This is a genomic window from Enterobacter sp. MGH 4 (assembly GCF_000534735.1).
In the GTDB taxonomy this organism is placed as follows: Bacteria; Pseudomonadota; Gammaproteobacteria; order Enterobacterales; family Enterobacteriaceae; genus Enterobacter; species Enterobacter intestinihominis.
Window position 1 is genome coordinate 22752 of sequence record NZ_KI973290.1, and the last position, 10876, is coordinate 33627.

Annotated in this window: 24 protein-coding genes; 22 read left to right on the forward strand and 2 right to left on the reverse strand. The window is 33.4% G+C overall.

Going from position 1 to position 10876, the window contains the following annotated elements:
* Positions 1–57: 57 nt before the first annotated feature.
* The 22 genes from L350_RS10725 to L350_RS10620 all read left to right on the forward strand — a co-directional run bounded on the left by L350_RS10725 (position 58) and on the right by L350_RS10620 (position 10051).
* On the forward strand, positions 58–969 hold the full coding sequence (locus L350_RS10725; protein WP_032625076.1) for a DNA adenine methylase: 912 nt from the start codon (positions 58–60) through the stop codon (positions 967–969).
* Positions 970–999: 30 nt separating this feature from the next.
* Positions 1000–1455, forward strand: a complete 456-nt coding sequence (locus tag L350_RS10720) for a hypothetical protein (protein ID WP_032625078.1) — start codon at positions 1000–1002, stop codon at positions 1453–1455.
* An 18-nt stretch (positions 1456–1473) separates the two neighbouring features.
* Positions 1474–1767 carry a hypothetical protein gene (locus tag L350_RS10715; protein ID WP_032625082.1) on the forward strand — a complete coding sequence of 98 codons (294 nt, stop codon included), beginning with the start codon at positions 1474–1476 and terminating at the stop codon, positions 1765–1767.
* Positions 1768–1777: 10 nt separating this feature from the next.
* A complete protein-coding gene (locus tag L350_RS10710) occupies positions 1778–2158 on the forward strand; it encodes a hypothetical protein (protein WP_032625086.1) in 381 nt (126 codons plus the stop codon).
* 91 nt (positions 2159–2249) lie between these two features.
* Positions 2250–2681: a hypothetical protein gene (locus L350_RS10705; protein ID WP_032625088.1), complete on the forward strand. Its 432-nt coding sequence runs from the start codon at positions 2250–2252 to the stop codon at positions 2679–2681.
* Between the two features lie 171 nt (positions 2682–2852).
* On the forward strand, positions 2853–3104 hold the full coding sequence (locus L350_RS10700) for a hypothetical protein (RefSeq protein ID WP_032625091.1): 252 nt from the start codon (positions 2853–2855) through the stop codon (positions 3102–3104).
* 57 nt (positions 3105–3161) lie between these two features.
* Positions 3162–3410, forward strand: coding sequence for a hypothetical protein (locus L350_RS10695; protein WP_032625093.1), 249 nt, complete (start codon positions 3162–3164; stop codon positions 3408–3410).
* A complete protein-coding gene (locus L350_RS10690) occupies positions 3400–3681 on the forward strand; it encodes a hypothetical protein (RefSeq protein WP_032625095.1) in 282 nt (93 codons plus the stop codon). Before L350_RS10695 ends, L350_RS10690 begins: the two co-directional genes overlap by 11 nt.
* A 110-nt stretch (positions 3682–3791) precedes the next feature.
* On the forward strand, positions 3792–4166 hold the full coding sequence (locus L350_RS10685) for a hypothetical protein (RefSeq protein WP_032625097.1): 375 nt from the start codon (positions 3792–3794) through the stop codon (positions 4164–4166).
* A 102-nt stretch (positions 4167–4268) separates the two neighbouring features.
* Positions 4269–4637, forward strand: a complete 369-nt coding sequence (locus L350_RS10680; protein ID WP_032625100.1) for a hypothetical protein — start codon at positions 4269–4271, stop codon at positions 4635–4637.
* On the forward strand, positions 4624–4932 hold the full coding sequence (locus L350_RS10675; RefSeq protein ID WP_032625102.1) for a hypothetical protein: 309 nt from the start codon (positions 4624–4626) through the stop codon (positions 4930–4932). Before L350_RS10680 ends, L350_RS10675 begins: the two co-directional genes overlap by 14 nt.
* A gap of 492 nt (positions 4933–5424) precedes the next feature.
* Entirely contained in the window at positions 5425–5724 is a 300-nt protein-coding gene (locus tag L350_RS10665; protein ID WP_032625108.1) for a hypothetical protein, read from the forward strand.
* Positions 5725–5729: 5 nt separating this feature from the next.
* The gene (locus tag L350_RS24255) at positions 5730–6002 is read left to right on the forward strand and encodes a hypothetical protein (RefSeq protein ID WP_071993653.1); all 273 of its coding nucleotides are present in this window, start codon (positions 5730–5732) and stop codon (positions 6000–6002) included.
* Positions 6003–6108: 106 nt separating this feature from the next.
* Positions 6109–6789, forward strand: a complete 681-nt coding sequence (locus L350_RS10660) for an N-6 DNA methylase (RefSeq protein WP_032625110.1) — start codon at positions 6109–6111, stop codon at positions 6787–6789.
* Between the two features lie 103 nt (positions 6790–6892).
* Entirely contained in the window at positions 6893–7090 is a 198-nt protein-coding gene (locus L350_RS10655) for a hypothetical protein (RefSeq protein WP_032625113.1), read from the forward strand.
* Positions 7091–7118: 28 nt separating this feature from the next.
* Entirely contained in the window at positions 7119–7604 is a 486-nt protein-coding gene (locus L350_RS10650) for a hypothetical protein (protein ID WP_032625118.1), read from the forward strand.
* Complete coding sequence (locus tag L350_RS10645) at positions 7604–8212, forward strand: hypothetical protein (protein ID WP_032625121.1); 609 nt, start codon at positions 7604–7606, stop codon at positions 8210–8212. The genes L350_RS10650 and L350_RS10645 overlap by 1 nt, the downstream gene beginning before the upstream one ends.
* Before the next feature lie 166 nt (positions 8213–8378).
* Positions 8379–8666: a hypothetical protein gene (locus L350_RS10640; protein ID WP_032625123.1), complete on the forward strand. Its 288-nt coding sequence runs from the start codon at positions 8379–8381 to the stop codon at positions 8664–8666.
* A 45-nt stretch (positions 8667–8711) separates the two neighbouring features.
* Positions 8712–9098, forward strand: a complete 387-nt coding sequence (locus L350_RS10635) for a hypothetical protein (protein WP_032625125.1) — start codon at positions 8712–8714, stop codon at positions 9096–9098.
* A gap of 2 nt (positions 9099–9100) precedes the next feature.
* Entirely contained in the window at positions 9101–9316 is a 216-nt protein-coding gene (locus tag L350_RS10630) for a hypothetical protein (protein WP_032625127.1), read from the forward strand.
* Positions 9317–9396: 80 nt separating this feature from the next.
* Positions 9397–9723 carry a hypothetical protein gene (locus L350_RS10625; RefSeq protein WP_032625129.1) on the forward strand — a complete coding sequence of 109 codons (327 nt, stop codon included), beginning with the start codon at positions 9397–9399 and terminating at the stop codon, positions 9721–9723.
* 52 nt (positions 9724–9775) lie between these two features.
* Positions 9776–10051 carry a hypothetical protein gene (locus L350_RS10620; RefSeq protein ID WP_032625131.1) on the forward strand — a complete coding sequence of 92 codons (276 nt, stop codon included), beginning with the start codon at positions 9776–9778 and terminating at the stop codon, positions 10049–10051.
* 28 nt (positions 10052–10079) lie between these two features.
* Here L350_RS10620 and L350_RS10615 read toward each other — a convergent pair whose 3' ends face one another.
* Both L350_RS10615 and L350_RS10610 read right to left on the reverse strand, forming a co-directional pair.
* Positions 10080–10481, reverse strand: a complete 402-nt coding sequence (locus L350_RS10615; RefSeq protein WP_032625133.1) for a type II toxin-antitoxin system VapC family toxin — start codon at positions 10479–10481, stop codon at positions 10080–10082.
* Complete coding sequence (locus L350_RS10610) at positions 10481–10738, reverse strand: type II toxin-antitoxin system Phd/YefM family antitoxin (RefSeq protein ID WP_032625137.1); 258 nt, start codon at positions 10736–10738, stop codon at positions 10481–10483. The genes L350_RS10615 and L350_RS10610 overlap by 1 nt, the downstream gene beginning before the upstream one ends.
* Positions 10739–10876 lie beyond the last annotated feature (138 nt).

A 10876-nucleotide genomic window follows, 5' to 3' on the forward strand; every position in this document is an offset into this window, starting at 1 on the left:
ATGGTTCCGGCCTGTTCCATGAACTCATGGAGCTGATCTATCTATAGAGGTTGGTTTATGACTGTATCTATCCAAAACACCCCATCTTCAAGCCTAAAGCCCCTTTACCGTTGGGCTGGCGGCAAATCTAAGCTACTCAAAAGCTACAATCCACATTTACCAGATTTGAACAGCGTAAGCGCATACGTAGAGCCGTTCTTCGGGGCTGGCGCTCTCTTTGCGTCTGTTAAGTCTACATACAACCATATCCCTACAATCATCAACGACATTAACCCTGAGCTGGTAAGTCTACTCAATACCATCAAACACGATTTTGAAGCGTTCTGTATCGAGCTGCAGGAGCTGGAAGCGGCGTATCTGTCTATACGCTCTCATGAAGTCAGGAACTACCGTTTCTATCAGCGTAGAGAACAATACTGGAAAGAACAGATTGGTAGTGTCCGGGCATCGGCCTTACTCCTGTTTTTGATGAGCACCGGCTTTAACGGGATATGGCAGGTAAACAAGAAGACAGGACGCTATGGAACAGGCGCAGGGTTGCTTAACCATAAGAGCGGCCTGTTTGATTACTCACTCCTGAACGATTGGCACAGAGCTTTACAGGCAACGTCTATCCATTGCGGTTCGTATGCTGATCTCGATGTTCCTGTAGGGGCTTTTGTCTACTGTGATCCGCCATACAGGGATAGCTACGCCGATTATGGCCATGCGTTCACTGATGAAGACCATAAAGCCCTAATCAAATGGTGTCGCCAGCTTCAGGAGCGGGGCTGTGTTGTGTGGTTAGCCAACAGAGAGGCAAATGATAGCTTCTTTGAAGAAAACGCCTCAGATGCTTCTGTGTTGCGTTTTGACATTACCTATACCGCCGGACGGCGTAAGAAGACCGCTGACGGGTTTCAGGCGGTTAAAGCTACTGACTTGCTCATGATCTGGAGTAAGGAAAGTATCAACCAAAAAGCAGCGTAATTATTTATAAAACAAAAAGAGGAAAATAAAATGAGTTATACAGCATTAAATGTATTAAGCATTCAGATTAAGAAAAAAAATAGAGAACAGCTCACTGCGTGGGTTAGCGATATAAATAATCTGATAGAACTTGCAAAAAAGCATGATCTTCATGTCGTCAAAAAAGACCATCTTGAAGATGATGAGCATTTTACGCAGGAAAAAAGATATAGAAAAGAATGGTACGATATTTACTTTGAAACTTATCAACCTGTCGATTCATATGAACAATATGAAATAGCTTGCGATATTGCTGAAATATTCGATAGTTCCGTATCTTTTAACTCTATAAACTCTTGGTGTTGTCCTTATCACGAGTCAGTAAGTTCTTTTGTTGATAAATATGGCATTCTTTATTATGAAGACGAAACAGAACGATATGATGGAAAATGGCCTCGCCATTTGGGTATGTATTTTTGGAACTGGGTAAATCTTGACGAGATTTAAAAAGTGAGGGAATAAAAAATGAAAAAGAAGTTTAGACCTGTAGATTTTCAAACAAGCAATATGGGAAATAACTATATAACAATAGAAGGTATGATGTCAGCACCATATAAAGAACATAGCCCGGAGTTATTTTCACAATGTCTAAAAGAAGTAAGCAATATTAATAGATTACTTATAGATAAAAGGAAGTGTGATAACGAAGAGCATTACCAAAAAGTTTTAATGGTTGCTGATATGTGTTTATCAATGATGATGATTGAACGCCGTATTGGTATCGTTAATGAAGATAATAGTTATTTTAATCAAAAATAAGAGGTGATATATGGAATACATGAACGTAGTGAGAAGTGATTTCGAAGAGTTCGCAAAAGAGAACGTAGAAGGTTATGAACATAGTAAAACATTAATGATGCCTGAATATGTATCAAACAAGGATTATCCACAGATTGATCGTGTTCCATTCTTTTCATTTGAGGGTAGTAAGTTGTTGTTTACTTATAATCAACTGGAAGAAAACAGAATAAATAAAGCTGTATTAAAGTATGCTGTTAACCTTTGCTTTAATAGTGATATGAGTAATAAATATGGAGATATTGAGGCTTTAAGTAATACGTATTCCGCTGTTTATTACTGTTTACTCGATAACATGTATAAGACATTAAAGAAAAAAGACATTGAGAGTGTTTTATATTGGCTTGATTAAATAAGGGGCTTACATAGCCCTGTATTTAAGAAAATGAAATGTATTTTCAAGGTGGTATCTATTAAACATAACATAAAAAAGGATAAGTAATATGAAAGACAACAAAGAACTAAAAATAGCAACTATAACAACTAATATGTTAGCAAAATACATTTATGAAGGAATAATTAAACTTGATGATGAGAGTTTAGCAAAGTATGAAGATTTAGCTGAGTTTCAATCTCATAAAGTTGATATAGATGTTTATGATGTTTTAGAGGATATAGAAGCATATCTAAATGACGTTATAGATTTATTAGAAACAGATGTTTTTTGTGAAAATATCCTAACTAACTTTAATGGAAAAAATCATGAATATGAAGCAATCCATTTTGATACAGAAGAAGAGTTAAAAGAATTTCTTTTAGAAGAAGATCTATTTATCATTAATAACTCTTTAATCATTAACTCTGTTTCTGATGATTTAGATGCTTGCACACAAGTTTTAGAAATGCTTGAAGCTAATAAAATCCATAACGATTAATCGTGAGTATTTAGAGAGTGAAATGACTTGCTTGATTTTATTGATTAAAGGGCTTACATAGCCCTTTAATCCAGATAATAAAATATATTTAAAATAAAAGTATTTATTAATTTGACTAATATTTTAAAAGAGGTATCTATTTAATATAACATAAAATAAAAGGAAAACATTATGAATGAAAACAGTATAATTGAAGAACTCTTTGGGATTGTAGAAAACAATAAAACACATAGCCATGATGATTTAATCAGTGTGATTGATGAAAAGATTAAAACCATAGCTGAAATAACCTTAGAAGCAAAATCCAAAGATAAAAAGATTGAGCAGCTTAAAGAGAGAATAGAGATCCTATCCTTCTTGTTAGCTAAACGTGATTTGAAAATCAGTGCTCTTGAAGATGAAATAGAAGAGTTAAAAATATAATAAAACAACCATTGGGGAGTAATCCCCTTTTTTATAAGCCAATATAAGGAAATCACTATGAGTGAGAAAACAATAGAACGTCAAGTTATAGACCAGATCTTAGAACTTAAAACAAAAAACGAGAAAGAGTTAGTTGGTAGATTAAAAATTTTAGAAGATGAAAAGGAATGTATAATAATGAAGTATGAACACATTATAAGTGAATTAAAAGATAAGCTTGAATGTGCTCGTAAAGAAAATGAATGGCTTTTGTCTGATATTTATCATATTCAAAGCATCATTAAAGAGGGTGAAAATGAAAAGTAATGATAACTGGAATGGAACAACAAAAAAAGAAGATGAAATATCATTAGATGACTCGACTATCACAATATCTTTATCAAAAGAAGATGAAGAGGCAGAAAAGAAACAGTCTTTAAGGAAGAGATTTAATATCGAAAATCATTTAGAGAATGCGGCAATGTCAGGAGGTGTTATTGTAGTGATCTTAGGCATGATTATCTACCTTCCGGTTATCCTTGTGATGATGACAGGGTTGATGATAAGAGAGTTGATAGACACGGTGAGAGAATGGTGATGCAAGGGGCTTACAGCCCCTTTGTCTTGCCCGTTCTGTAGCTCTACAGGGTAGAAACCAGCCCCAACACATGGTATGTTGGTTAAGTTAAGTCCTAACGTGTGTATCTCATGCTCAAATACAAAAGCCTGAAAGATTTTCTTGATGAACAGAAACAGCAAGAGCTATATAAAAAAAGGCTTGCTGAAAAGCTCTATTACACTGTTAAAAAGGGAACGGCAGAAGAGATATTATCAGTTTTCAAGCAGTGTTCTGAAAGTGGTTTAGATTTCAAACAGGTGAAACATGACTACTTACTTGAATACTTTGATACGTTCAGAACTGGATATAACAAACCCTCAATTCTTATCACCCGCCTAATTATCAGTTATCAAAAAAACATTTCCGTAAAAGCTATCCAGTCATTTTATAACAATATTTATTACAGGCATCTTCTGGATGATGAAGAGTTAATAGAGTTAACTTCTCTTATCATTAAAGATTAAATCTGTAAGTAATCCGCTTATCTAAAACATCTTCCGATTATTTGACAATTGGGTTAGTTTTGTTATTTATATTTATATATATAACAAACAAAGGAGATATTTATGGATTACGCACAAAGTAAAGAACTATCTTTACACATTATAAGCTCTATGAATTTGAGCGTTCACTTTAACAAATACGAAGTAGATAACGAAAAAGATTTAGATGGTATTAAATATATAATCGAAAGAAACAAAGCAAACATAAAGATCAGCACAGCAAAAATTAAAGTTGTTGAGCCGGGAAGCTTGTTATTCTTATCAAGTAAAATGAGGGATACATTAAAAGCTACTGACTTATTCATTATTTATACTGATGTTGATGAAAGTAATGATGAAGAGATAACAAAGAAACTAAGAGACTTTGCCTTTAGACATAAAGCATTTGTTGTTCAGATAACGAAAAGCAGAGGTAGTTATGATAATAGATAAAATACAATATTGTGATTATGACTACACGTTAAAACAGATTAAACATGGAAATTACTATCACTTTAGGATTTATAAAAAAAAATCAAATCATAAAGTAGTAAGAGGAACGGAACCAAAATATTTAGTAAAAAGTGAAGTTGATCTTTTAACAGACAAAAGAGTATATGCCGGAAAAGATAAAGCAAAAATAGAACAGTTTGCAGAATCAATGAAGGATGAGTTAACAAACATAGTTTTTGACGTGATGAGTAAAACCAATAGCGTTGATACAAAAATAAGCAGAACAGGAGAATAATATGATATTTTTAACATTGGTTATTATAGTGAATTTATTGATATTCATTAATATGGTGGGTTTTGTTAGTTGGATTTCAGAACACAAGGTTTATGGAATATGGTATAAAAGAATATTCAAGATCGGTTTTCTTTTCTTATTCGCTATGTTTATTGCCAGCATATTGGGTGGTGAAGCAGTTCAGACAGCAGCTAAATCTTTCTTCTTTTATATTGATTGCGTCATCGCGTTTGTCTTAATGACTATAGTTCACGCCTTTTACATCAAACTAAAATCCAAAAAGAACACATCCAAACCAGCATAAAGCCCCGTAAGGGGTTTTAAAAGTATTCATCTATTCACATCTTTACATTGAAAGTTAAAACCTATCAAAACCACCAATCAATTGATAAAACCAATTAATAACTTGATTTTAATTGTCGGTTACGTCATTTTTAACTTGTTTTGAAATTTCTTGTTACAAACACAAATCAGAACAGTAAGGAACACATTATGAAGAAGCAGATTTTAGCAGCAGCGGCTCTTATGGCATCGCTGGCGCTCTCCGGTTGTGGTGATGATGGTATCTATGGAACGTATGAAAACGCTCAATACGGCGCTGTTCTCGACGTTCAAAAGGATGTGATCAAGTTCAGGGGTGAAAGCTTTCCGGTGAAGTCGTGGGATGAAAGCCAAAAACCAACCTACATAGCTAAAACTCAACATAGCGTTGTCGGGTCATGGACGTTCAAGCTTGAGAAAACAAAAGACGGCGGCGTGATTTATCAAGGCACAAAGTTTAAAAAGGATTAATCAAAATGGAAAATAAAACTGTTCGCTGTCCTTTTTGTGATCATGAGACTAAACACGGATTAGGTGTTTGTTTACCGTGTGGGGCAAACATAACATACGGTAAAGCGCCTTTGTGGTTCGGTCAAATTGGAGCTTTATTATCTGTTGTATTAAGCTTTGGTGTCTTGATTTTGGCTGAAAACATGATGGCTGGTTTAGTTTCACTATGTTTCTTCTTACTCTTAACTTTTATCCTTTCTAAAACCATTTATTCCGATAGAGTTGTATTCACAAGATAACACCTCTCTTTAAGCCCCTTCGGGGGCTTTCTGTTTTATAAATAAATTTGATTTATGCTTTTGTCATAGTGTTAACTTTAGAAATAAATAACTAAAGGAAGGCATTATGAATAACATACAGCATTTATCAAAACTCATTACTGAAATCAAAAATCCCTCTACAACATTAAACGCAGTAAGCATTTTAAAAGCAATAGAACTCTTTACAGGGTTTTGCCTTTACCTTGTTTGTGATGCTCTACATACCAAACAAAAAACCTTCCAGATTACGTCTGGTATCTTCGACGGCAATATCATAGCTAACATGCCAAAAAACGAGATAGAGAAGTATAGCAAGGCTGCAGATGCGGCTTACCAATACGTTCATATCATCAAACAGAAAGAAGCGTTTACAGACGTTCTATCAGAGCTGTATGAAGAGATCTATCTTACAGGTAAGTGCGGTGATGGTTTAGGCCAGTTCCTGACGCCTGACGATGTAAGCAGTCTCATAACATCTATTGGTATGCGCTCAAGGGCGGATACAGCGAAAATCAATGAAGAATGCTGTGGTGCTGGCTCTATAGTGTTATCGACACTGAAAGAACTACATCAGAAGAATGGATGCTATCTTGATACAACACTAAATCTTAATGACATAGATCCTCTTATGGTAAAGATGGCAATCATTCAAGTAATGGCTCCGATTGCTTTTAAAGAAAATGTAGATATTAAAGAGGTAAATATTTTTAATCACAATACACTGTTAAATAAAAATAAGCGGGTTTTTAAATACACTTCGGGTTAACTACTCCTTTTATCCGTTATTTTAAAATAAAAGTATATATTTATTTGACTATTATTTTAAATATAGTATTAATTAAATATAAGCAAACAAAAAGGAACGCAAAATGAAACAGTTTTTATATTTTTTATCAGCAAACTCACATTTGGTTTTATTATTTATAATGACACCTATGTTTTTAAATATGAGTGTAGGATTATCCTTTAACTTAAGGGATGTTATGGAATCTACCCTTGAGAGCTTGATGTTAGCGATGGTAGTAGGTTTTATCTACGAAATGATTTTTATAAACAAGATGAACTAATGATTAAACAAACAAAAGGAGAAGTATTATGAATAAAAGAACAATAACTATGGATTTAGACAGAATGGAACCAACTATCACTTCACGTCTACTTATGGATTATATAAGCGAACAAGGGTATATGATAATAAATGAAGTTGATAATATTCCAATGCCAAAAAATAATTATAAAAGAACAAAGTTTAATGATGTAAAAATTACACTTAGCGATACAGAGCAGTTAATCAATCTTATAGAGAAAAAGGCATTGGTATTAGCAGTTAAGTATCAAGACATAAACACGTCAGATATGGATATAACATTATCAAACGAAAGAGGCTATGTATGCGCTGAATTTTGCGGCGGCGTCTATGAGGTCAGCATAAGAACAGACATAGGAGCAGAACGCTACGAGGCTTCTGTAGGTAATGAGCTGGTTATGTTTAACAAATTGGATGATGCGGTTGAAAGCTTCTTTGACTGTATAGAAGAAGCTGTAAAAGAGGTAATAAGAAGAGAGGGGAGAGATAACTAATGAGCAAACTAATAGAAACAACAACAGCACAAAAGATTTTCAAATCCATGATTGATTTGAATCTTGATAAAGATGAAGTCATTTACTTTGAAGAGTTCATTAACTTACTATATGAGGCGGGGTTATTAAATCCCGATTTTCAGGAACATCAGGAATTCATTGAAAACAACAGAAACTATTTTATTGAGTTAAGGAGGATTAGAACAGAGGGAAATAAGACTTTTGTAATAAGAAACTATCTAAATGATATGTTCGCAGAGCTAAGAAGGTTAAACAAGGATTTAGGCTATACCTATAAAGAGAAGGTAGAAGAGCTTATCAAGGAGTTTGAAAGCTTCTCAGAGACAGCAAAGCCTCTTGGTGATGGTAAAAGCCTTGTTTATCTTGTAATGCTTGGAACTCAGTCAAAAGGAAAATCACACAAAAAGATTGTGTGTGTGTTTATAAGAGATGATGAAAACAAAGAAATGTTCAATCAATCAATGAACTCTAAAATCATTCTCGCTGAAAAAGTTATCTTCTTTGAAGAAGTAAATACATTTAGAAGACCAAAATACTATCTAAGTGTTCTTGATAAAGCATTCAATATATTCAATGAAACCATGTAATCCCCGCAATGGGGATTTTTTATTGAGTTAAATTAATAATCAAAGATTTATATACCGGATTAATTAAACCGTTTATCTGGTTATTTAAAATAAAAGTATATATTTATTTGACTATTATTTTAAATGTTGTATTAATTATATATAAACAAACAAAAGGAGAAGTAATATGAAAAAAATTAAATACATAGAAATCACTGACGCAGCTATTTTAAAATTCATTTCATTAAATAGTTTAGACGCTTCGGTAAAAATAGAAGACGAAATAAGAAATGTTGCGGATTGGATGTTAAGCAATGAAATGTTTAAAAAAACTGGAAATAAAAAGATCATTGGAAAAATAGTAGACGCCGCTTCTGATTATCATAAAGGTTGCTATTTAATCTATAACTTTGAAAAGTATTATAATATCGAATGTTTTTACACTGTAGATTTTAACGATTATATAAACAGCTAATATCTAACACAGCCCCGCAAGGGGCTATGGTAAGGAGAATATAACATGATTAACTTTTTAATAGGTTTTTTGATAGAAATAAAGGTATTGGTTTTAAAGATAAAGATTGATAAAGCCTCACATGTATTAAGTAGGGCTATGCTTTCAAAAGGGTATAGCAAAGACTTTAATGACAAATGTAAAACAGTAAGAAAAAAGCTTTTGGCTTTCTATGATAAAGATTTAAAACAACCATCCAACTATAGAAACGCTGAATATATGTTAGATGAAGCAATGGTTTTGTGTAATAAGTTTAACTACCTTGTTGAAAAATCACTTATTACAGAACATAAAAGAAATAGTAAAAGCTCAGGATCGTCAACCTCAGACTCATTTTTTGGAAGTGGTGGAGATTGTGATGGTGGCGGCGATTGCGGCGGTGGAGGAGATTAATAATGAATAAAACAGAAAAACCAATCAATATTATAACTTCTTCAATTTTTAATGTGGCGTTCAGTTTAGGGATAACATCATTATTTGAGATAACAAACAATATTCCAACAATGATAGCAATGGGGATTTTAACAGAGATTATGACTTTAATAGCATACAAAGAGGAAATAAAAACACTAATAAAAAATAGAAACCTAAACCGCTTATCGGATAGTTAAAATAAAAGTATATATTTATTTGACTATTATTTTAATATGGTGTAATTAATATATATAACATAAAGCAAAAGGAGAATATTATGTCAAACTTAAATAGTGAAGATTTTAACGCAATGAAAGAAGCTGGTTTTATTAATGAATGGAAAAAACCCGGAAGTGATGAAGTTAGATATTACATCAACACTAAAGAGATAATCAATCTATGGTCAGAAGATAAGATTGAATTAGGTTATTCAAGAAGAGAAAGGTCTGAGTTAGAAGCACATAAATGGTGGTATGTTGAGTCTAAAAAGGGTGGTTTTGTTTTAAAAACATCTATGAGTTATAACAACACTAAGCATAAATATATATTCCCATCACTTTCAAAAGTATTGATAGAAGCGTCTAAAAGCGATCTTTCTGACTGAATGTTATAGGATGGTATTGAAAGGTTAATAAACATAAAAAAAGGAAAGTATTATGAATAGAACAAACTTTAATGTAATAATGAAAGATATAGTAGCGGAGCGTTTTGATGATGAAAGTGAAGCTTTGACATTTCTTGTCTCTGAAATGAGAGCTAATGGATATTATATTAACCCAAATGATTATTATCTATGTTGTGTTAGAGGTGGTTTAAATATTACTAAACTAGATCGTATTCAAAACTACGGTAAAAGGTTTAAAGCACATCAGATAAAAGAAGAGTTAAAATCAGTTTATGAACACATTAAAGAAAAATGTAAAGAAGACTGAATAAAAAGCCCCTGTTATGGGGCTTTTTTTATCGGTTAGGTATGATGGTAATGTAGTCGCTAACGAACTCAATCAGCTTGCTATCGCTGGTAATCAAAGGAAGCTTGTTATGCTTCGCTTGAGCCACGATAAGACGGTCAAACGGGTCTTTGTGTAGCTTCTCCGGCAAATCGGCTACAACAAGCGTATGCTCGCTTTTAACAGGTATCTCAATCAAGCCAGCTTCAAACAGGCCATCTCTAAACAGCGTTGGATTATCAACGTCAAAGGGCTTGTTAAGACTACTTTTAATTACGACTTCCCAAACGCTGGCAGCAGAGAAGAACAGGCGGTTTTCGGTGTCTTCCAACAGCTCTACAACCTCTTGCTTTAAGCGATCAGGACGATAACCCATGAATATTAAGATATTGGTATCTAAGAGGTAATCCATTACTCATATTTCCCTTCAAACATATCTTGAATTTCATCAGCGTTCATATCATCAAAGTTATCAAGGAAGCTATCAGAAACGCTACCTTTGTTGAGCATGAAACCTAACTTGCGCTTAGGCTTCTCTTCTCTGTAGGCGATGACTTTTACCAGAGCGTGACCGTTCTTTGCGATCACAACTGGCTCACCAGTCCGGGCGACCTCTTGAACGATCTTGGACAGGTTAGTTTTAGCATCATAGATGTTAACCTTTTCCATAATATCACCTCTCATTGAACACATTTTAAGCTTAACTCCTGTAGTTAGTCAGGTCAAGTTAGTCAGAACAGGATACGTGGTTACGTTGTCACTATCAAGTATATATTAATATATATTAGTATATATTAGGTTAAATCA